Genomic DNA, 22,734 nt, shown 5'->3' with positions numbered 1-22,734 from the left:
AGTAAGATAGAAAATCAGAAAATAGCTCCCCATATTTTTTGATTTTTTAGCTTAATGTTGAAGGTCAGCTTTTCGAACACCGTTTATCAGGTTTTAAAAGAAGCGTTCAGCTCCAAGTATTAAACCATAAAAAGCGACAGCCTTCCTCTACAGTAACCTAGGGGGAAGACTGTCGCTTTGACTTTATCTCTTAAACGATCGACGATTCTCAGTTACCGGCAAAAGCTTCTCTTTCTTTTCTTTTAATCCATGTTTTACTGATTCGTTTCTCGACTTCTACGATTGTAAATAATAGAAGTACATTTACAAGGATTGGTAAATGTTGAGCAAAGCTCAAACTTGTTGTTTCAATGACTTGTTGCGCAAAGGGTAGATAAATGACTCCAGTTTGGAGGACAAATAAAATACCTAATGAAATAAATAAGAATTTATTTTGGAAGAAGCCTTTATTCAATGAAGCATCGACTTGCTCACGGCAATTGATCATATAGACGGCTTGGGCAGCAACAATATTTTGTAAAAGAACAGTTTGTTGTAAGGCTTGACCTTCAAACTGCATTGCCAACCAATAAGCTGGGATAATGATCAAGAGGGACACATAGAAAATCCGGAAAACATTGTACTTCGTCAAAATCCCTTGGTTAGGATCTCTTGGTGGCCGACTCATCGTGTCTTTACTTGCTTGTTCAAAACCTAAAGCATAGGATAACGTGATTGTTGTCACCATATTGACCCATAAGATTTGGATCGGTGTCAAAGGCAATGGCTGATTCGCAAGTAATGCCCAGATGATCACCAAGCCTTGTGCTAAAGATGTAGGTAAGAAGAAGCTGATCGTTTTTTGTAAATTATCTAAAATCCGCCGTCCTTCTTTGACTGCTTTAGCGATCGTATGGAAGTTGTCATCGCCTAATACCATATCTGCGGCTTGTTTACTGACTTCACTTCCTTTGATCCCCATAGCGATTCCCACATCTGCTCGCTTCAATGCGGGCGCGTCATTGACACCATCACCGGTCATCCCAACGATTTCACCATTCTTCTGCAAAGCTTCTACGATCCTCAATTTATGCTCCGGAGTCGTTCGAGCAAAGACATCGACTTTGCTCACTTTCTTCGCTAAATCTTGATCAGAGAGTCGATCGATATCGATTCCTTCAAGGACATTACTCGTATGCTTCAATCCGATTTGATCCGCAATTGCTTGGGCTGTGTCTTTGTGGTCACCAGTAATCATTTTCACTGAGATCCCTGCTTGCTGACATTCTCTTACCGCTTGGATCGCACTCTCTTTTGGTGGATCAATGATTCCTGCAATCCCAACAAATGTCAGTTGTTGCAACTGTGCATGGTCTAACTCTTGCTCAATAGGCATTTGCTTGTAGGCGAACCCTAATACACGTTGGCCTTTTTTCGCTAGCTGTGATGCTTGGTTGATCCATTGTTGCTGTTCTGATTGTGACAAAGAAGATCTCGATAATAAAACTTCTGGCGCTCCTTTGACAAACACTACTGCATGGTCCTGTTCTTCATGCAATGTTGCCATATATTTATAACTTGAGCTAAATGGCAATTTAGCAAGCGACGTTTTTAGGGGAAGATTCTGTTCAGCTGTGTATCGTAATAAAGCTAGCTCAGTTGGATTGCCACTCAACGTTTCCACTACTTGATCCTCTTTCGTTTGCACTTCTTGACAATTTTTCATGATTTCAAGTAAGCGTGTCTCATCTTCTGTCATTGTTTCCACAACAGTCATTTCATTTTTGGTCAACGTACCCGTTTTATCTGAACAGATCACCGTCATTGAACCAAGTGTTTCAACAGAAGGTAATCCTTTGATAATCGCTTGTTCTTGTGCCATTTCATTGACCCCAAGTGAGAGGATCATCGTCAATACCGCTGGCAAGCCTTCTGGGATCATAGAAACGATCAACGCAATGATTGTTGAGAATAAAAAGTTCCACTCTAAGCCATACCTAAATGAGGTAAAGAAAATCAAGAATAAACTTAGAAAAACGATTCCTCTGAAGATTTGCTTGTTTAACTGATGGATCTTGCGAACCAAAGGGGTTGTTTGTTGTTGGACTGATTGTAATGCTTGATTGATTTTTCCAATCTCCGTCGTATTCCCTGTTTCAACGACGACACCAAGTGCCGATCCAGCTTGGACAAGTGTACCTGAAAAAGCCATATTGAGTTGATCTCCTGCGCCTAATTCGTCGACTAACGGCTCACTTATTTTCTCGACCGCATCGGATTCACCGGTCAACGCAGCTTCTTCGATCATCAAACCATATGTTTCGACTAAACGAATATCGGCAGGCACGACATCTCCAGCTGTTAAACTAACTATATCCCCTTGCACGATCTCAGTGGCAGGAATACTTTTCTTGACGCCTTCAGAAAGAACCACTGCGTCTTGACTCATTAAACTTTTTAGCCCATTGAGTGACTCTTCTGCTTTTCTTTCTTGCCAATAACCAACAAAACTATTGATGATCACTACAAGTAAAATAATACTACCTTCAATATAATCACCCGTTAAAAACTTCAAGACAGAAGCCACCATAAGGATGATCATCAACAAATCCGTAAAATGCTTCAAAAATTTCCGAAGCGGACTGACTTTCTTTTTTACCTCTATTTCATTTCTTCCTTGTATTTCTAAACGACTGGTACGTTCTTGATTTGAAAGACCATCTTTGGTCGTCTTTAATTTATTCATTGTTTCTTCAGCAGTTTCTTTGTACCATGTCATCGGCAATCCCTCCTGTATTTCATTTGATAATACTTATTATACGTAAAAAGGAGGGTTTCTTATGTCGATTATTTCAGGCAAACATGAAATAATTAGTGTGATTTAATATGAGCCAGGTTTCTAGGTTTGCTTTTCAAACGAAAATTTTTGCCTTTACTCCGATTGCTTCGTTGATTTTTGTTCACTCAATTTGTTCTTTATTTCTTGTTCCCAAGAAGGTTTTCTAATTTTTTCGATACATAATGGGGCAACAAAAAGAATGCCGCTGATCAATGCGACAGCCACAAAGTTGATCCATGTACCAGCTTTTAATGTAAGTCCGACAGAAAAAACGATTGCTGCAAATAAGACTAACACAACAAGCCATGCACCGAGATTCCCATTTCCCTCTTTTTTACCGATGCGAAATGGACGAGGGATAGTTGGATTTGTTTTTCTAAAACGTAAGAATGCGACACCCATGATAAGATAGACGATACAATAAATCACTGTCGTTGCATTTACTAACATCAAAAATGCTTGATTGACTCCGGGAATCAATAAATAGAATAGTGCAAATACAGAAATGATAATGGATTGTGTCAAGATCACCGCTTTTGACACATCAAATTCATTGGTTTTCCAAAAATTGAAACGAGGAGGATACGCGCCTTTTCTTGCACTTTCTGTAACAGTTTTGGCTGGACCAGAAGCCCAAGCAGACAATTGTACAGCGACACCGACAAATACAAGTAAGCTGAATAGGTTCACAATCATATGTGGCAAGCCAAGAATTTGGCAATCGATCGAAATGGATTGAGCAATATTATTCAACTCCATTTGACCCTTTGGTACCACATTGGCAACGACTAACGCATTCAGCGTATTTACCACAAATAAAAAGACTAACGCAGCGAAAATACCGCGTATATAAGTTTTAACTGGATGTGCCAATCGAGTGATATAAACAGAAGACATTTCGATTCCAGTAAAAATGAACATGATCGGTGCAAAATAAACGAATGATTTTGCAGTACTTGGATCGGGAACTAAAAGATCCCAAGAAAATTTCCCTAATGTTCCATTTGGCATAATACCGATCTTGATCCATGCTGCGGCACCTAATAGGAGCATCAATGCCAACGGGACATACAACCCCAACCAGACACCGATTTTCCCGCCAATTTTTGCCATGTCGAATTTTAAGTTCAATAGTGTGATGATCCAATAAACGACTAAAATCACGAGCAATGTGAATTTACTATTCAAGCCCAATGGGACGTTATTGACCATGTTGCCAAACAATGGGGCAAGTGCTGAGGCAACCATGACCATCCCTGGAAACATTTGAACCCATAAAAGCCAAGAGACGACAAATCCCCATTTTCTACCGAGGGATTGAGAGACCCACAGTTCTGGCCCTCCCTTTTGAGGAAACATCCCTGCAAACTCTCCTGAGATCAGAGAGATCGGAAACGCATAAAAGAGTACAGCAACTAACATATAAAACAACATCGTCCAACCAGTGGCAGCGACATCAGGAATATTGCGGACGCTTGCGACTAAAGCGCAAGTCATCCCAATAAACGTTAACGTTGACAGTTGTTTGGTAGATTTTGAGTCTGTCATGATTGATCCTTCTTTCTATCACTAAAACTACGCAAGAACTTCTCTTAGTTTTTCTTCCATTGCGTGTTTGATGGCTTCGGTATAATAAGCAAAGATGTTGTCATCGGTTAAATACGGAGTCATGATCGCAGCTCGCAACAAAGTAACTTGTTGTTCTTTTTGCCATTCCTCTTTTGGAACACCCATGCTTTCAACAAATGCTACTGGAGAATCGCCATAATCCGCTTGCGTGAAGGTCGTATGAGAAGTGATAAAGCGTTCTGCGTACACATCACCTTCCATATAAGAGGACACATCAAACATTTCTTCATTCAAACGGTTGATTTCTTTTAAATCTGTACAACCTTGGACTTTGAATGCCCAATCGACCATATTGAAATCTGGATGATTCAATGGATAGACTTCGATTGTTTTCCCATTGACAGTAAAGCTTAATTGATCAAGAAATTCTCGGAAACGTTGAGCGGCTTCGATCGATGCACCAATCAATTGACCATAGCCAGTGACATTCAAAGGCAGAACTCGGTGTGCCGTCCAAACTGCCGCAGCCGTTGCCCCAGCTTTTGAACCTTCTAAAATATAAGCACCTAACATATCTGGTGCTTTAACGGATTTTTCAAACACATAAGGTGCAAAATAAGAGATGATATTCCGCATACTTTTATGTTTGATCGTGATTCCTCCTGCCGCATAAGGTACATAGCCCATTTTATGGGGATCAACAGTCACTGATTCGGCTTCACTGATTGCCTTGAATCCTTCATAAACACTTCGTTCGATTTTCACTTCATGATGGAAAACATGATGTTCTTCATAAAATTCTGCTAATGATGCGTAAGGTACAAATTCATACGCTTCATTCATGAACAAGCAACGGGCATAGCCACCATAAGCTGCATCCACGTGAAGGTAGAAATAAATGCCTTCATCTTTCAATTTTTCTCTAAGTTCAACGATTTGATCGACACGATCGACTTGTCCTTCTTCTGTTGTACCTACAACAGCGACCACACCTAGGATGGGGATATGTTGGATAGCTAGTTCACGAATCGTCTTTTCCAATACTTGGACATCCATTCGGTAGCAGTCATCAACGGGGATCGCGATCATTTGATCCAACCCGACACCACAAATATCTAATGCTTTCATCCATGAATAGTGTTTGGTTTGAGGAACAAGCCATTTGCCCAATTCTTGGATGTGTTTCCCACTTCGTGAAGATGCAGCTTTGACTCGATCTAATTCTTCATCAGTAAATGTTTCGATCATTTCTAAGATTTCTTCTACAGATAGATTAAGTAATTCCCAATCCGATAGGTCTTTCACTTTTTCAGGGTAAGTTTCTTTGACCGCTAAAGGAATCGATTTGATACAACGGGCATACCATAGACCTTCTAAATTCGCAATTGAACCATCCGCTGTCAGATGGCCCCAACCATTCGGCATACTGAACAGCTTCGCAAAGTCTTCTCCGATTTCTGCTTCCATTTGTGACGTGGCCATTGAGGATTCCAATGCCACGTTATTAGGATTCCAAAGCATCGCAAAGTGATAAGCCAACAAAGCTGGCATCAATGTTTCTGCATTCATTTGTCCCCAATAACGTCCGGCTGAATGCCAAGGAATTGAACCGGCACGCATTCGTTCACTGACTTCATCTAAGACCTCCATCATATGTTGTCGAGTCGCAAGATAAGATGTTGTTGATTTGTCTGCTTCACTGATTGCGGGAAGGTCAGCTGGCAAATAATTTTCACGCCAACCTAAATGTTCATCCACCATCTTATTCAATAACATTTTATACACTTGGCCATTTTCTGCTTTGTCGCCAATAAAGACGGCTTTGATGTCCATATCTTTCATGATTCATTTCTCCTCTCTTGTTACCTGATCACAGGAAATAATCAGCCGGCTGTTGTTGCTTGATCAGTTTACGTGTTTGACTATACGCTCAAATTTTAAAAAAATTTTTTTAATAACATATCTTTATATTTCTTACTTTGAAGACAAAAAAAATAAAGTCTGATTATTCTGTATTTTTAGCTCAAAAAAACGAACGATGTGACTAAACTCCCTATCTAAGAATGGTTCAATTTATTGATTATAACGTTTAAGTCACGAACAAAAAAAAAGAAATCAAATGTACTTATTCGTTGAAAAATATTCATATTTGTTTTTTCTATTTGGTTCTTTTTATCAATCAGTTCCCAATTTTTTTAATTAAAACAGATACAATAACAAAAATAAGTAAATTTAGCATCTTGTTTGCTAAGAAAGATTGGGTGATAGATGCGTATCTACAAAAAACATGGCATAATAGCTAAGTGCTTGTGCATGACTATACAAATAGGGAGGATTCCCCATGATTGAACATTATCTTGAGAAAAATCTCTTACGCCAACTCTTTCTTTGTGGACAGTTTTATGTAAATAAGGAAGTCCATCTTCCAACGACAGCTACTTTGTTACATGTTTGTCAAACCACTCTGTTGAATGATATCAAATCATTAAGTAGAGAATTGAGCGACCAAATCATTTATCAATCAAAAGAAAAAGAAACCTATTCTTTATACTTCGCACCAACAACTTCTCGCTTCCAATTGATGCAACGACTCTCTCGGCCGTCTTTATTTTTAAAAACTTGCCTTCTTTACTTAGAAGATGAACCAGATTATATCCAATTGACCGAACTCGAATTTGTTTCAGTCAGCAAAGCTTACGCATTGAAGAAACAAGTGTTAGACTACTTTCAAGCATGCGATATCGCCATTGAACATCATTCCCCTCACTTTACTAACATCGAAAGACGCTTGGTTTTGCTAAATGTGAGCTATCGGACAGGCACATTGCCTGACCTCTCTCTTCCTTGCTCCTTTGATGTCCAAGCGCAAGAGTTTATTCAAGCAGTCACGAAAAAAAGTGGGCGGATCTATGATCGGGATACCCAAGAGATTTTGCAAACAGGCTTTCTGATCAGTCTGTTCTATCAAAAAGACGCCCCGCTATCAATCGATCAATCCTTCATCGATGAAATCAAAAAGAGACCGATTTATCATTTCGTTCTTGCAGCTTGGGAAGAAAGTCCGTTTAAGCAATTTTTTCAACCAAATGAATTTTATTTTATTCTGATACTCTTCAATTTATGTGATTATGGATTTGATTCTTATGAAGCAATCGAGCAGGATTTTGCCCAACTGCATCAGGTCTTTATTGAAAATAATCCAGAGACAAAACAATTGATCCAACAATTTGAACAACATTTTGATCATGCTTTTCTTGGAAACAAAGCTTTTGAACGTGCTTTGATACGTATTTTGCGTTCTGTTTGGAAAAACTATCAATTGTTCTTACCTGAAAAATTTCATTTATTGACCGATGAACAACGAGAGTTATTTGAAGAAGTAAAACGGATCGTTAGCGATTGGAGCCATGCACTTCCTTATCAATTAAAGATCAATCCAAATTGTCTGCGGTCATTCGTTATTGAATTGACTGGCATTTTACGCTTAGATAAACAAAAATTAACTGTGCGGATCGTGACCAACTCAGATATCAAATACCTGATTTATCGCGAAGCTTTAGAGGCTGTTACGACATGTGACATTTCCGTCGAGCCAATGATTTATAAACAATTAAGTAAAGAAGCTATCGATTTTGTGGCAGCCTCATCTAACCGGCTGTTGTGTGAACGTACACTCTACACACCTGTGGCCTTGTCCATGGAACAAATTATTCCAATCTCAGTCGAAACAGTGGAACAAGCAATTATACTGCTTGTAAAAAGTAGTTCATGAGGAAGGCATACTTTCGTAATAGTAACTCTTGCACACATTTATTCTGTCGTATAAAGTGTGTGCAAAGCTAGACAGTTCCATAAAAAAAGCTAGAAAACCAAAAATTCATCCTACAAGATTTTAGCTTTTCTAGCTTTTTTATAATCGTTACTTTCTGAAAAACTATTCAATTTTAAGAGACGTGATCACTAATATCATTTACCCATTCTGCCTATGATGATGCAAACTTAGACATCTGCTGGGCCGATTTCTTTATTCAAGAAGTAAGAGATGATCGTACGAATCACAACTAATGCGGCCAACTGAAAAATATCTTGTAATGTCGGTTTGATGATCGACTCGATGATCCCAGCAGAAATCAATATCTCTAAACTCAACAAGATATACCCACCCAGCATTTTTTTGATGCCATTATTTTGATGAATCCGTTCATTTTGTTTGAATGACGGATTCAAGGAATCTTTCAAAAAATCTTTGATTGAAAGAAAGCCTCCCCATAATAAGACCACAATGGCAAAAATATCTAAAATCAAGACCAACCATTCAAGATATGGATAAAGCAGTGTCATCCAACTGATCTCCATCAAACTTCCCTTCTTTCATGCGATACATGACTCGCAATTTCTAAATTTAAGAAATAAGAGATGATCGTGCGAATGATAATGATCAATGCTAATTTTAAAATGTCTGTCCAAGTTGGTTTAATGACAGATTCGATGAGATCTGCCACGATCAGTACTTCTAAACTCAACAAAATGTAACTAGCTAGTAGTTTTCGAATATCCGCATTGCGCCGATTACGTGTCGCATAATCTTTAATCAATGGACGTTCCAACATCAAATTTTTTAAAACTAAAAAAATTCCAACCAACAAGACTAAAATCGAGAAAATATTCAAAATCGCAGTCACCCATTCCAACAAATGGACCAACGTTTCACTAAACATCTTTACACCCCACTTTTTCTTCTACTCCTATCCTACTAAGAGTAAAGAGTTTCGTCCAGTTTGAGCAAAAAAAGAAAACACAAGTGTCTGTGTTTTCTTCTGACTCTGTACTTTTTATTAGTGAATCCCACTATCATCTTTTTACTGAGATCCAGTATAGCTAGTAATGGCAGACAATTCAACATAGCTCTAAAACTCTCTAAGGATTATTATTCGTCCATTCATTGTTTTGGAAGCATTCAATTCAACATAGCTCTAAAACCAGTGTGCAGGGTTAACACCAATTGAGAAAGTTTTGGAAGCATTCAATTCAACATAGCTCTAAAACAGAACGTCAATTGGAAAAGTATGAGCAACGGTTTTGGAAGCATTCAATTCAACATAGCTCTAAAACTGCTGATCCTAGCTCTGCTGGTTATTATGAGTTTTGGAAGCATTCAATTCAACATAGCTCTAAAACCACTCGGAATCCAGTAATCAAAGGTGAAAAGTTTTGGAAGCATTCAATTCAACATAGCTCTAAAACGGAATGAAGGTGAATAAACATGATTAATATGTTTTGGAAGCATTCAATTCAACATAGCTCTAAAACACAAGATGTACAAACAAGTTGACGGATACGGTTTTGGAAGCATTCAATTCAACATAGCTCTAAAACAATAAAAGAGGAGGAAAAGTAATGTTAACAGTTTTGGAAGCATTCAATTCAACATAGCTCTAAAACTCTAATTTCATTGTTTATCACTGTTAAATCGTTTTGGAAGCATTCAATTCAACATAGCTCTAAAACAGTTTAAAAACTGATTAGCCCTTAAAATATGTTTTGGAAGCATTCAATTCAACATAGCTCTAAAACGAATGGCAGATGCTATCCGTAGAGGAACGTGTTTTGGAAGCATTCAATTCAACATAGCTCTAAAACAATAAAAGAGGAGGAAAAGTAATGTTAACAGTTTTGGAAGCATTCAATTCAACATAGCTCTAAAACTCTAATTTCATTGTTTATCACTGTTAAATCGTTTTGGAAGCATTCAATTCAACATAGCTCTAAAACAGTTTAAAAACTGATTAGCCCTTAAAATATGTTTTGGAAGCATTCAATTCAACATAGCTCTAAAACAACATCGAAGTCATTGACAGCAATTGTATTGTTTTGGAAGCATTCAATTCAACATAGCTCTAAAACCTTCGTCGTGCGTCATGGGTTTTTGTGGTTGTTTTGGAAGCATTCAATTCAACATAGCTCTAAAACGCGGATATGAAGCAAGATGGAACGTGCCTAGTTTTGGAAGCATTCAATTCAACATAGCTCTAAAACTGCCGTCAGATGGTTCTTATCCGGACAACTGTTTTGGAAGCATTCAATTCAACATAGCTCTAAAACAAATATTATAAAAAAGAATTACGCAAACAAGTTTTGGAAGCATTCAATTCAACATAGCTCTAAAACTATCGTTAGGTAAATGGGATATAGAGAATGGTTTTGGAAGCATTCAATTCAACATAGCTCTAAAACTACCTTTTATTATAATCTTTCAAAGGATTGGTTTTGGAAGCATTCAATTCAACATAGCTCTAAAACTGGTTTTTTCACTGAATTGACAGACGGACGGTTTTGGAAGCATTCAATTCAACATAGCTCTAAAACGCACTCGTACCTGCTCCCATCGATTCAGTTGTTTTGGAAGCATTCAATTCAACATAGCTCTAAAACGTTGGGAATAAGAACGTTGATGGGTTTGATGTTTTGGAAGCATTCAATTCAACATAGCTCTAAAACAATATCGCTTACCAAATAATTGGCGATGAAGTTTTGGAAGCATTCAATTCAACATAGCTCTAAAACAGGCGCATTAGCTAAAAAAGTTTTAGGTGGGTTTTGGAAGCATTCAATTCAACATAGCTCTAAAACCTCGTAGAAAAAATTTTTTCTGACAAAGTTTCGTAATCGCGCGATTCGTTCATAGCAAAACTTCAGAATTGAATACTTATTTTCTTTTATTCTACCATACTACCATCTATTAAAAAATAATCATTATCTAAGATTGTTTGTGTGATTCCTGCAATTTTTCTTGGTTCGATAAAAAGAACATCCATGTTACATAAAGAAATATAAGATCGTATTTCTTCTATTTCTTTCAACGTTAAATACGAACAAACATTGATAAAGATTAATAGTTTCTTTTTTGTCAGATACTTAAATACTTGTAAAATCTCGATTATTTTTTCATAAATCGTATCACTCGTCGTTTCTATTTTGACTCCTAACGCCTTGAATAATTCTAAAATCGTGATCTCATCACTTTCCAAGTCCATCTCATGGTCTAATAATTCATACTCAATCAGTTCACTGATCGTATCTGTCAATTTAGTGATCATCGACTTCACTTCTGGCTTTTCGTTCAATTGTCTTTCTAAATCTGAATAAATCAATTTCAGTGTCGCGGCTGAATTGATGTCAAAGCCCAAAATATCTGTTATCATCATCAATTCGCTTTCTTTAATCGTTTCATGCCGTTCATTGAATAACTTCACTTCACCATTTTCTTTATAGGTGTACAGCTGTTGGATCATTTTAGCAAACACCGTCACGTCTTCTATGATAAAAAAATTCGCATGCTCAAATTTCATTGGCTGATCAAGTAATGAAAAATTAAGATTCATCATTGAACTCCTCTCCTAAAAAGATCACTCGGTCATCTAGATTCCCGATACTTTGATCTTTTTCACCAGTCAAATAAATCATTCGACCAAATTGCTTTTCTGTTACTGTAAGGATCGTGATCAACCCTTTCTTAGGATTATTCCCTTTTAAACGACCGATCATTACCTGATTGGCGGTATTGTTAAGCAGGAGTTTACTATAGACGGAAAACTGATGCATGATGAAGCCTTCACTGATCAAAAATTTTCGAAAACGACGATAAGCTTTGCGGTCATCGACGGTTTCAGTTGGCATATCGAACATTAATATCATTCTCATATAGCGATAACTCATATTCCGAAGTGTGGAACTCCTTTCGCTTCTTTATTTAATGCTTTGATTACTTTCTTTGTATAATCTGCAACGATATTTGTCAGGAACATCTCTTTTTTCTCATAAGAATAATTCGTTAAGAACAGATCGAATAATCTGCGTTTGATTATTGGAAATTCTTTCTCACGTACCTCGTACACGATTTGATCGACTAATGGGCGAAACGGCTCCATTAAATCACTGGCTAAGTTAAAGTCATTAAACTGATTGGCATGTTTCAACCCAAATTGAGTCATGCAACCATTCTTGACGATTTCTCGAGCAAATAGACTCATCAATAAAGTATATCCATAATCTAATCCAGCATTGATTGCATTGTCTGCTTCTCTAGTGAATTTATTTCCAAACAATGTTTGGAAATAAATTCTGGCTGCATGGCCTTCTCGATTGGTTGGATCTAGTAATTGTAAACTGGCAGTCAACTGAGCAATTGCTTCTGCTTTTTCAGTAAATAAACGCTTTTCTAAAAAACGTTGCTGATTGTTGATTTTCTGTGTGATGATCTCAGTCCAAACACTCGCTTTGTCATCTTTCTTCCATTCGATTTGCCGAGTCAATTGTAAACTGCTATCATGCCGACTATAAAATGGCTGCAATTTTGCAGTAGGTAATCGTTTGTCATCACAGAACAAGACAAGGACTTTTTCATCCACTAAACGCTTGAGCAACATTGTAGTAATCGTGATATCCGTAGTTTCTAATAATAGAACATCGATTTCTGACAAGTGGATTTTTTCTGTTCTTTCTGCGTTCCTAAAAATCAAATGATTGTTTGTATAGGTCAATTTTGAATGTGTATTGATTACAAGCGTTCTCCATCCCATAACTTCCTTACCTCCACTCGCCTTTCATATAATCCAGTAACCGATTGGTAGATAATGGTTGCTTCCCAAATGTCGGTCAAACTCTTATATCTTTTTAATATCTTAATATCAAAAAACTTAAACTCAACAGAAGCACCAAATAACGTAAATTTCAATAAAGATAAAATAGCATCTATCATTTCTTTCAGATCTACCTCTTTATTTTTTTCATAGGCAACTTTTATTTTTTCAAGATGTTGAGGAGCCAAAATATAACGCACCCCAAAGTCAGAGATAAAATCAAAAATGTCATTAAACCCTTCTTTATGCGCATTGACATAATCAAAACTCACTTTATGATTGATTTCATCGTAATGTCTTGCATGATAAAGCAATGTAACTAGATGTTCAGGTAAAATCAATGAGTTAGCTTTTTGCGTTTCTTGATGACTCGCAATCATTCTCCGATATCCACCTTGTGCTTCGAATAATATATATTTAGGCAATATCAGCCATTGTTTTACGCCCTCATAGCCTTTTGTTTTTAGAAACTCTCGTGGGTCTTGTTCGAATCTCAATTGTTCCATAACGGTAATTCCTTCGATTCCTTTGGTTACCTTCTTCTGTTTTCCTTTTTCAAAGATAAAAATCACCGTATATGCCACAAGTGGGCTACCATAGCCACCATATTTCAAAGGATCTAATGATGCTTTTCTTGGAATTAGTTTTTCTGGATTCGCTTTTGAATTAATTGTTTCCTTATAGAATCCACCTTTTTGTTTTTCTACTTTCTTAACGATATTCACTTGGTGTGCGCCAATCGTCTTCTTGATTGTTGAGAGATCACGTTTTTTATTCCAAATCACTTCACCTTGCTCATCACAAATGATTTCTTCACTTTCAAAAAATTTCATGATATTAGAATAGAATTCTTTTTTTGCAGTTGCTTTATTGATCTGGTTGATATCCCCTTTGATATAACTTCCGTAGACAAATTCTGGTGCCAACTTAGGATATTTTTTTAGTAAAGTCATTGCGACTACTCCGTTTAAATAAGCGTCGTGGGCATGGTGGTGATGATTGATCTCTCTCACCTTATAAATATCGAACATCTGACGGAATTGGCTTGTCAACGTTGATTTCAAGGTAATGATACTTGTTTTCTCAGTCGCACTTACTTCTTCTGGTAAATTAAAATGCTGATGTAACAGATTGGCAACATGTTTCGTTATCTGTCTTGTTTCGACTAACTGGCGTTGGATAAATCTTGCCTTGTCTGCCTCGGTCAGATTTTGTTTTGTAAGATTGGCTAGTTTTTTGTCACTGATCAATTTTGCTTGATGTAGCTTTTCCCAATGTGATCGCATTCTTTTGACAACAAGTGGGTCCGGGGCATTATCTAACTTTCCACGATTGACTTTTGATGAAACTAGGACCTTATTATCTAAAGAATTATCAACAATAAAACTTCTAGGAATAATATGGTCAATATCATATTCTGATAAACGATGAATCTCTAGTGGTTCACCTGTATACATATCTTTTCCATTTTGCAAATAATATAAATACAGTCGATCTTTTTGTAGCGCTTGATTATCTGTTGGATAGTCTTTCAACAATGGACTGTCGATATTCTTCAATGCTTCTTCTAAGGCTTTTAAGCGGGGGCTTGAACGGCTTGTTCTTTGATTCTCACGTGCCATTTCAATCACTATGTTCTTAGGTGCCTTACCGATGATACCAATGATTTCTTCGACGATTTTGATACTTTGCCAAATCCCTTTTTTGACCGCAGGACTTCCTGGGATAGCCTTCACTTGATCAACCAATACGTTTGAGTCGCTCATGATCAATTCATTAGCAATCGTTTCTTTAAACGAAAGATGATCATCATTGATTAGTTGCATGAAATTTCGATTACGATTGCAAGGAAAATCATCATCATCGATCAAATAATCAAGAATGGTTTTCCGGGACTGCTTCTCTCGGATTCCTTGGATCATTTTTTCCGATAGCCGTCCCCAACCAGTATAATGTTTTTTTGCTAATTTCTTGATAGCTGGAAGACCTAAGACAGTTTCGTACGGTTTCAGTTGTTCCCTAATCATTTCTCTGTCTTCAAAAATCGTCAAAATTTTGATAATTTCTTCAAACATCGTTGTCATATCGGGATCATCTAATAATGTATCCATCTGATCTGATAATTTCAACAAATCATGATAGGTGCTATAAGAAGCATTGAATGACGTTTCAATTCCTTTGATTTCAGTTGAATCGATCTGCTCGTTCAACTCTAAAAATTTCCTCAATTGTTTTTCTGTTACTCTTGGATGTTGCTTGAACAACTCGTTAAAAATCTTGCGTTTTTGTTCACTTGAAAAATAGTGAGATTTGCCACGTTCATCTGTATAACTGACTTTTGTCAATTCATTGAAGATCATGAATCTTTGATAAATCAAACTTTGTTTTGGTAAAACTTTTTCCTTTGGTAAATACGTATCTTGATTTGTCATTCGCTCAATAAATTCAATGGCTGAATTCTCTTTATCAACCACTTCTGCAAAATTCCATGGAGTGATTTGGCTCGGACTCTTACGTTTGATCCAAGCGAAAGGACTTTGACCTTCTTGTGCCAACGGTCCTACGTAATATGGGATTCGAAACGTCAGTAGTTTCTCGATTTTTCCTTGTGCCCCTTTTAGAAAAGGATAAAAACGTTTCTGCCGATCCATAATTTCTCTCATTTCAACTAAATGGATTTGATGAGGAATCACCCCATTTGCAAAGGTACGTTGTTTCAATAGATAGATCTCTAGATCAATTTTTTCCATGATTGATTGGCTTTCCTCTAATCCAGCTAGTTCTGTTCTTAGAAATTTATAAAAATCTTCTTGTGTCGCTTTCCCCTTGACATACCCAGCGTATCCATTCTTACTGCGATTCTTAAAGAAATCATCGTACTTTTTAGGTAAGTCTCTACGGACTAGTTCTTTTAATTGTTTAAGGTCTCGTTGGTGCTCTTCAAAGCGCAACTTCATATTCGCAGACAACTTAGCTTTCGTTTCATCATCTGACTTAGAAAGGATTTGCGAAAGTAAAATCGCATCATACACACCCTTCGCTTTTAAAAATAATTCTGCATAATCGTCACTTGTTTTTTCTAGCAGTTCATTTAAATCCTCTTCATAACAATCACGAGTAAAATTCAACTTCATTTCTTCTTCTAAATCAAACGTCTTTTTAAAATTTGCTTGATTTCCGACCATTAGTTTAAGGAATTGAGCAAAATTTCCAGTACTTTTTTCAGATGGATAATAAGCTAATACTTTTTCCACTCGTTTTGCCTTAGATAGCCGCTCTGTCAAAATAGGGACAGCATCATCCAAATCTCCTATAGGTTCTGGAAAGAACTGTTGGTATGCTTGTAAAAATTGCTGATAATTTTCGGTTACCGAGGTATTTTCAGTATCTAATTCTCCTTCAAACAAAAAGTGTCCTCTGTACTTCAAGCAATGGGCAATCGCTAAGTACACTAAACGAATATCTGCTTGTTCTTTTGAGTTTGCTAGATCATGCCTCAAATGGTAGATGGTCGGATATTGACGATGATAATTTTTTTCCTCCGACAATGTAGCAAAAACAGGAAACTTAGCAAATCGTTTGTCTGCTTCCACACGATCTCCTTCTTCTAGCCGAGCAAAAAAATTGGGATCTTTTTTATGTATCTCTTCTGCAAAAATATCTTGTAATGCTAAAACTCTTTGACGTCTTCGTGCGATCCTACGACGGTTCGTTCGTTTGATCCGTCGAAATTGTGCAGTTTTACCTTCTTCGAATAAACGTGCACCCCAAAAATTCTTTTTTATTTTCTTTCTATTCGAGTCTCCTTGAATACTCATTTTTCTTGCGACTAATCGATAATCATCCGTCAACACTGCCCATCCAACCGAATTTGTCCCAATATCTAATCCAATCGTATACTCTTTTTCCATACTTAAATCCTCACCTCTCAACATGATAAAAAAACAAAATCAAAAATATTGTTGTAAGTCTGACAATCTATGCTATAATAAAACCATTGGTAGCATTCAATTCAATATAGCAAGTTAAAATAAGGCTTTGTCCGTCATCAGCTTCTAGGAGCAAGCGCTGTCTCGGCGCTTTTTTTGACTTCATCCGTCTAAAAACTATACAAAAACAACTATGATACCCTTTTCATTCATCCTATCACACTCTTTTCTCAAAATCATCATAATAATAAAAAAAACCAAAATGACTGATCCTAGTTGATTATCCACTGGAAGAATATTTTAAATAATCAAACCACCTTTTTTTAAATAACAAAAATGAGATTCGATTACTTGTATCTATTAGTCGATGAAACATATTCTTTCTCTCTAAACCAGAAACTACGAAGTTTTTTCAAGAAATCAGCAAATGTTGGTTCTATTTTTTTCAGCCATTATCTCTTTCCCCTTTTTTTGCCTCAGTGATCGTCACTAATTCTTCTTTGATTCATTTAACATTTTCTTACACTTTATTGTGAAAAACAGACACTTCCTCTAAACTGTCAAAAATCCAGGTTGCTTCCTTACCCTATCATTTGGCTTATTTTTCTAAACGCTTTATGCTTTGAAGTAGAAACAGTTCACAAACCAAAAGGAGGTTTTTTTATGAGCAAGAAATGGTTGAAAGTAGGCATTGGCTTAGGACTAGTCGCTATAGGTGCTGTTTATCTTGGCAAAAAAACAGGCTTACTAGAAGATGATCGTCACCTTTATGATGAATTTGAATCCATCTAGAAAAATCGCTGTGAAAATGAATTGGTAAATATTGGAGGAACGCATGATGCAAAAAAAGAAAGCAATTATGATTGGTGCAGGAATCGCGAATATGGCAGCTGCTGTTTATTTGATCCAAGAAGGCAAATGGCGTGGAGATCAAATCACTTTCTACTCCTTAGATGACCATGGATCAAATGATGGCGCTCCTGTGGACACAGTGACTGATGAATATTGGAACAAAAATCACCCATTAGAAAATCAAAAAGGCTACGTTGCACGTGGTGGACGTATGCTGAATTACCGTACGTATGTCGATTTGATGGATCTACTCAGTCGTATCCCTTCTGCCACAGAACCGGGCATGACAGCCGAAGAAGATACACGAGATTTCGATGCCAAACATCCGACATTTGATAAAGCTCGCTTATTGGAAGGTGGCAAGGGAATCGTTGATGGCGGTAAATTAGGCTTCAATAATAAAGATCGCGTATTATTAACGAAACTAATCGCCATGCCTGATTCAGAAGAAGAAAAATTAGATAATGTGACGATTGCTGAGTATTTCAAAGATGATCCCCATTTCTTTAAAACAAACTTCTGGTTTATGTGGGAAACGACTTTTGCTTTTCGAACACGTAGTTCTGCACAAGAATTACGTCGCTATATGCACCAAATGATTTATGAGTTTACTCAAATCGAGCATTTAGTTGGGGTCAATCGAACACGCTATAATCAATACGAAAGTATTATGTTGCCACTGATCAATTATTTGAAAGAACAAGGTTGTAAAATCATTTTGAATCGTCGTGTCGTTGACTGGGAATTCAAAGAAACAGCGATGCAAGATGAAATCACTGTGACTGGCTTGAAGATGATCAATACAAAAACACAAGAAGAAGAACATGTCGTTGTTGATGGAGATACTGGCGTATTATTTACAAATGGTTCGATCACTGATTCGGCAACACTTGGCGACTACGAAACACCCGCAGAGGAAAATATGGATTACGGTGCTGCTTCTAGTTTGTGGAAAAAAGCCAGTGAAAAATTCTACAATTTAGGCAATCCAGATAAATTTTTCGCAGATCGTGACGCAAGTGAATGGGTCAGCTTTACGTTGACAACGAAAAATCATGTGTTGCTAAATGAGATCACACGTATCACGACACAAGAACCAGGTAATGCGTTGAATTCATTTATTTCAACAACACCGATTACCCCACTTGGTCAAAAAGATGTCAATATGTCTATCGTCGTGCATCACCAACCGCATTTCACTTCACAAAAACCGAATGAAACAGTGATTTGGGGCTACTTCTTGTATCCAAGACGTCGTGGTGAATTTGTCGACAAAGAGTATATTAAAATGAACGGAAAAGAAATGTTAGAAGAATTACTTGGTCAGCTTTCAAAAGTTGATCCTGGTCCAGTAAACATTCGCGAAAAAGAAACCGAAATCTACGATAGTGTCATCAATAATATTCCGGTTTACATGCCATATGCTTCTGCCTTATTTAACAATCGTGCGAAAAGTGATCGACCAAAAGTCATTCCTAAACATTCAACAAACCTTGCCTTTACTGGTGAGTTCGTTGAACAGCCTTATCAAATGATCTTTACCGAACAAAGTGCTGTTCGTTCAGGAGAAATTGCGGCATTCCATTTTGCAGGTATTCCAATGTCACGTTTGGTGAAAACACCACGTTATGACAAAGATATCCCTACGTTGATGCGTGCAGCGAAAAAAATGTTTGATTGAGGTTCACTAAAGGAATTCACTTTCCTGTGCTACTTCAGTCCTAAAACAAAAGTCCTCCACCTATGGAAATAGGCGGAAGACTTTTGTTTTTTCGCTATTTTTGATTTTGTCCGACAGTTCTTTTTTTGTTTTCTCTTTTTGCAAGGAGCCATGCGAAGCCGCCCACAACAATCTCACTTCCTCCGATCAATAAAACAATCAGGGTAAAGTTAGTGAGATATATTCGCATCAAGCCTTGAAGTGACTCCATTTGCTCATCCGTCTGCAAAATCTGCGCATAGTATAAAGTTGTGGCAAATGCTAGACTTATCAGTCCAGCGCCCATCAGACTACACGCAAATTTTTTGATACGTGAACGGATAGAGCCTGGATTGAAATAAATGAATCCTGCTAAGATCAATAGGCTCACACTCACAATGCCCCAAGCATAGTGAAGTACCTGGTGGCTCAGGTCATTGATTCCTCGAATAAAAAGATGCAGATAACTTGGTTGGACACTTCGTTCAAAGATCCCGCCGATCATATGTAAAGCGAGTTCTTCTCCCGCAATCCCTTCTTCAATATTGATCTCATGTTCTGTTTTATATGTATGGATCGTCTCTTTGATATGTTCTTCCAACTCCGTTGCTTGGATCAAGCTTGGTTGCTTGTCACGATAAGTTTCTTTGACAAAATGCTCGATATTCTTTTTGACTAATTCCTCAGATATACTGTCGGCAAGCACTTCTGGAGTGACTCTTGCTTCTTGGTGATAGCTCTGGACACGACCATTGATCTCTTTCGTTACCTTTTGTATGTAGTTTGCTTGTTTGATTTGTTCATTCATAAATCCTTCATTTGCTAAAGTCGTATAAAAAAGTCCGCCAATCGACAAAAAAAAGAGCCAGACTGTACACACAACTCCTATAATTATTTTGATTAATCGACTATTTCTCATTTCTCTCCTTTCCTAGGTCAGCACAAAAAATTGTTCTTTTACGTTTTATTTTGTTGAAAATCAACTACTATAATTATAACTTTCAGTCAATAAAACTACAACTTCCTTTTTTCGTCAAAAGTTATTTTACTGTTTTAAACTAAAACTAAAAGCGCGTTTCATTGTGAAAAAAAGTAACATTCCCTTAGAATGAGTTTATAAATAACTATCGTTAGTTTTATTAACGAAAACAGGAGAGGAGCACTACGATGAAAGCAGTCACTTGGCAAGGAAAGCAAAAAATGGAAATTAGAAATGTTGATGATCCAAAAATTTTAGCACCAACCGATGCAATCATCCGTATCACTGCGACAGCGATTTGTGGATCTGATCTCCATCTTTATCACCATGGGGAATCCGTTATGGAAAAAGGCTATGTCGTTGGACATGAACCTATGGGGATTGTTGAAGAAGTTGGTTCTGAAGTGAAAAAGTTAAAAAAAGGACAACGTGTCGTTATTCCTTTTAATATTAGTTGTGGCCATTGCCATTTTTGTGCAAACCATATGGAAAGTCAGTGTGATAATTCCAATCAGGAAGAATTATACGGCGGATTATTCGGTTTTGGTAAATTGAACGGAAATCACTGGGGTGGGCAAGCAGAGTATCTTCGGGTACCTTTCGCCGACTCTACGTCATTTATCGTTCCAGATAATGATTTACCTGATGAAAAAGTTTTATTTTTATCTGATATTTTACCAACCGCTTATTGGAGCGTTGCAAATGCAGGGGTTAAAAAAGATGATACAGTCGTCGTCTTAGGTTCAGGTCCTGTTGGTTTATTTGCACAAAAATTTGCTGTGATGGCAGGAGCAAAACGTGTCATTGCGGTCGATCCAGTCAAACACCGATTAGACAAAGCAGTCCGCTATAATCAAATCGAAACCTATCTATTAGACGATGTGAACCAAGCCGGAGATGATTTATATGAGTTAGCTCGTGGCGGTGCAGATGTCATCATTGATTGTGTCGGAATGGATGGTTTAGAGCCAACAAAAGAAAAAGCTAAAAATTTAGTTAGCTTACAAAGTGGAACGATCTCACCTATCCAAATGGCTGCTAAAGCGGTCAAAAAATTTGGTACAGTGCAAATCACTGGTGTTTATATGACACCTGCTTCTTCCTATCCACTTCAAGAATTCTTTATGCGCAATATTGACGTCAAACATGGGCAAGCACCAGTTGTCCATTTGATGCCAAAAATTTATGACATGATTGCAGAAGGACTGTTTGATCCAACTCAAATCATCACTCATTCGATGCCGTTAGAAGAAGCGGCTCGAGCATACGAGATTTTTGATAAAAAAGAAGATAAAAATATCAAAGTTGTCTTGAAACCGTAGAAATAAAAACTAGTTAGGTGATTTTATATGCCAAGAATCAAACGAAATACCCATGATGTCGAGATTGGCAAAGAAGAAGATATTGAGATCCGCGGACGGCGTTTTCGCTTGTATTTCCAAAATCGTTACACATTGATTTCTTTAGCGGTTGATTTACTCACAGGGATTTTTTATGTCTTAGGGAGTATTGCTTTACTCACGAAAATCCCTGATTATTACAGTAATTACTTGTATTTAGCAGGCGCCATCTTCTTGACCACTCGCCCCATCTTACGTATCGTGCGAAATGTCTTTATTTACGATGAAAAGAAACAACGAAGAGAACAAGCGAAAAAAGAGAAGCATGAGATTTGATTCAACATCTCATGCTTCTCTTTATGTTGTTGTAGTGATTTGATACAACCGGGCAGTTGTTCCACCTTCTTCCTTGACCATAGTTAAAAATGACCAATCATATCGTTCATAAAAAGAGGTGTGGTCTGTCATCAAATAAAGTTTTTTGAATCCTAATCGATGCATCTCTTCTCTGGTTTGTTCTAATATCCATTTTGCTAATCCCTGATTCCGATGCTCCGGTTCAACATATAAAGTACACAGATTAGGTGCTAAATCTGGGCGGTCGTGGAAGTCATTTTCGATGACACCTGCTCCTCCAACGATTGCACCTTTTTCATCGAGAATGACATACCATTGAGGAATACTTTCCTTCTCGATGATTCCAGTACGTATACTTTCCGCATAAACCTCAGCAGGGATGCCCCACTTTGAGGAAAACCAACTTGCGGTTTCTTCCAGTAATTCTGGGTGTTCATTTAATTTGATCCATTGATACATATTCAACTTTTAAATCTCCATTCATTATTCATGCGTCGTGTAAAATAGATGCCTAAGCATGTTTATCTATGTTTGAATTTTTGCTTCTTCTTC

16 protein-coding genes and 1 CRISPR repeat array are annotated in these 22,734 nt (G+C 37.2%); of the genes, 5 read left to right on the top strand and 11 right to left on the bottom strand.

What is annotated here, in order from left to right:
• Window positions 1-208 precede the first annotated feature (208 nt).
• The 3 genes from IGJ99_RS01605 to tdc all read right to left on the bottom strand — a co-directional run bounded on the left by IGJ99_RS01605 (window position 209) and on the right by tdc (window position 6,229).
• Window positions 209-2,758 carry an HAD-IC family P-type ATPase gene (locus IGJ99_RS01605; RefSeq protein ID WP_023519024.1) on the bottom strand — a complete coding sequence of 850 codons (2,550 nt, stop codon included), beginning with the start codon at window positions 2,756-2,758 and terminating at the stop codon, window positions 209-211.
• Window positions 2,759-2,911: 153 nt separating this feature from the next.
• Window positions 2,912-4,366: an amino acid permease gene (locus IGJ99_RS01600; RefSeq protein ID WP_153829941.1), complete on the bottom strand. Its 1,455-nt coding sequence runs from the start codon at window positions 4,364-4,366 to the stop codon at window positions 2,912-2,914.
• A 27-nt stretch (window positions 4,367-4,393) separates the two neighbouring features.
• The gene (gene tdc, locus IGJ99_RS01595; RefSeq protein ID WP_023519022.1) at window positions 4,394-6,229 is read right to left on the bottom strand and encodes a tyrosine decarboxylase; all 1,836 of its coding nucleotides are present in this window, start codon (window positions 6,227-6,229) and stop codon (window positions 4,394-4,396) included.
• Window positions 6,230-6,728: 499 nt separating this feature from the next.
• Here tdc and IGJ99_RS01590 point away from each other — a divergent pair, with 499 nt between their 5' ends.
• Complete coding sequence (locus IGJ99_RS01590; RefSeq protein ID WP_409173731.1) at window positions 6,729-8,159, top strand: DNA-binding protein; 1,431 nt, start codon at window positions 6,729-6,731, stop codon at window positions 8,157-8,159.
• 227 nt (window positions 8,160-8,386) lie between these two features.
• Here the strand turns inward: IGJ99_RS01590 and IGJ99_RS01585 are convergent, their stop codons facing one another.
• The 6 genes from IGJ99_RS01585 to cas9 all read right to left on the bottom strand — a co-directional run bounded on the left by IGJ99_RS01585 (window position 8,387) and on the right by cas9 (window position 16,937).
• Complete coding sequence (locus IGJ99_RS01585; protein ID WP_019724648.1) at window positions 8,387-8,743, bottom strand: DUF1622 domain-containing protein; 357 nt, start codon at window positions 8,741-8,743, stop codon at window positions 8,387-8,389.
• Complete coding sequence (locus IGJ99_RS01580) at window positions 8,743-9,105, bottom strand: DUF1622 domain-containing protein (protein WP_010736474.1); 363 nt, start codon at window positions 9,103-9,105, stop codon at window positions 8,743-8,745. Before IGJ99_RS01580 ends, IGJ99_RS01585 begins: the two co-directional genes overlap by 1 nt.
• A 226-nt stretch (window positions 9,106-9,331) precedes the next feature.
• A CRISPR array of direct repeats spans window positions 9,332-11,017; the repeat unit is 36 nt; unit sequence GTTTTGGAAGCATTCAATTCAACATAGCTCTAAAAC.
• An 86-nt stretch (window positions 11,018-11,103) separates the two neighbouring features.
• The gene (gene csn2, locus IGJ99_RS01575) at window positions 11,104-11,769 is read right to left on the bottom strand and encodes a type II-A CRISPR-associated protein Csn2 (protein WP_041684361.1); all 666 of its coding nucleotides are present in this window, start codon (window positions 11,767-11,769) and stop codon (window positions 11,104-11,106) included.
• On the bottom strand, window positions 11,759-12,103 hold the full coding sequence (gene cas2, locus IGJ99_RS01570) for a CRISPR-associated endonuclease Cas2 (protein ID WP_023519019.1): 345 nt from the start codon (window positions 12,101-12,103) through the stop codon (window positions 11,759-11,761). Before cas2 ends, csn2 begins: the two co-directional genes overlap by 11 nt.
• The gene (gene cas1, locus IGJ99_RS01565) at window positions 12,100-12,966 is read right to left on the bottom strand and encodes a type II CRISPR-associated endonuclease Cas1 (protein WP_023519018.1); all 867 of its coding nucleotides are present in this window, start codon (window positions 12,964-12,966) and stop codon (window positions 12,100-12,102) included. Before cas1 ends, cas2 begins: the two co-directional genes overlap by 4 nt.
• Entirely contained in the window at window positions 12,945-16,937 is a 3,993-nt protein-coding gene (gene cas9, locus IGJ99_RS01560) for a type II CRISPR RNA-guided endonuclease Cas9 (protein WP_438770480.1), read from the bottom strand. Before cas9 ends, cas1 begins: the two co-directional genes overlap by 22 nt.
• Before the next feature lie 681 nt (window positions 16,938-17,618).
• Here cas9 and IGJ99_RS01555 point away from each other — a divergent pair.
• Complete coding sequence (locus tag IGJ99_RS01555; protein WP_010736477.1) at window positions 17,619-17,747, top strand: hypothetical protein; 129 nt, start codon at window positions 17,619-17,621, stop codon at window positions 17,745-17,747.
• A 46-nt stretch (window positions 17,748-17,793) separates the two neighbouring features.
• Window positions 17,794-19,488, top strand: a complete 1,695-nt coding sequence (locus IGJ99_RS01550) for an oleate hydratase (RefSeq protein WP_438770479.1) — start codon at window positions 17,794-17,796, stop codon at window positions 19,486-19,488.
• Window positions 19,489-19,582: 94 nt separating this feature from the next.
• On the opposite strand, the gene IGJ99_RS01545 is transcribed toward IGJ99_RS01550, so the two are convergent.
• Complete coding sequence (locus tag IGJ99_RS01545; protein ID WP_349521034.1) at window positions 19,583-20,425, bottom strand: hypothetical protein; 843 nt, start codon at window positions 20,423-20,425, stop codon at window positions 19,583-19,585.
• A gap of 248 nt (window positions 20,426-20,673) precedes the next feature.
• On the opposite strand from IGJ99_RS01545, the gene IGJ99_RS01540 reads away from it, so the two are divergent.
• Window positions 20,674-21,807: an alcohol dehydrogenase catalytic domain-containing protein gene (locus tag IGJ99_RS01540; protein ID WP_010736480.1), complete on the top strand. Its 1,134-nt coding sequence runs from the start codon at window positions 20,674-20,676 to the stop codon at window positions 21,805-21,807.
• Window positions 21,808-21,834: 27 nt separating this feature from the next.
• Window positions 21,835-22,161: a YrhK family protein gene (locus IGJ99_RS01535; protein ID WP_010736481.1), complete on the top strand. Its 327-nt coding sequence runs from the start codon at window positions 21,835-21,837 to the stop codon at window positions 22,159-22,161.
• Window positions 22,162-22,182: 21 nt separating this feature from the next.
• Here the strand turns inward: IGJ99_RS01535 and IGJ99_RS01530 are convergent, their stop codons facing one another.
• Window positions 22,183-22,641 carry a GNAT family N-acetyltransferase gene (locus IGJ99_RS01530; protein WP_224434918.1) on the bottom strand — a complete coding sequence of 153 codons (459 nt, stop codon included), beginning with the start codon at window positions 22,639-22,641 and terminating at the stop codon, window positions 22,183-22,185.
• Window positions 22,642-22,734 lie beyond the last annotated feature (93 nt).

It is taken from the genome of Enterococcus sp. AZ095b (genome assembly GCF_051714725.1).
GTDB classification, from domain to species: domain Bacteria; phylum Bacillota; class Bacilli; order Lactobacillales; family Enterococcaceae; genus Enterococcus_B; species Enterococcus_B pernyi.
This window is presented reverse-complemented; position numbering and strand designations above follow the sequence as displayed.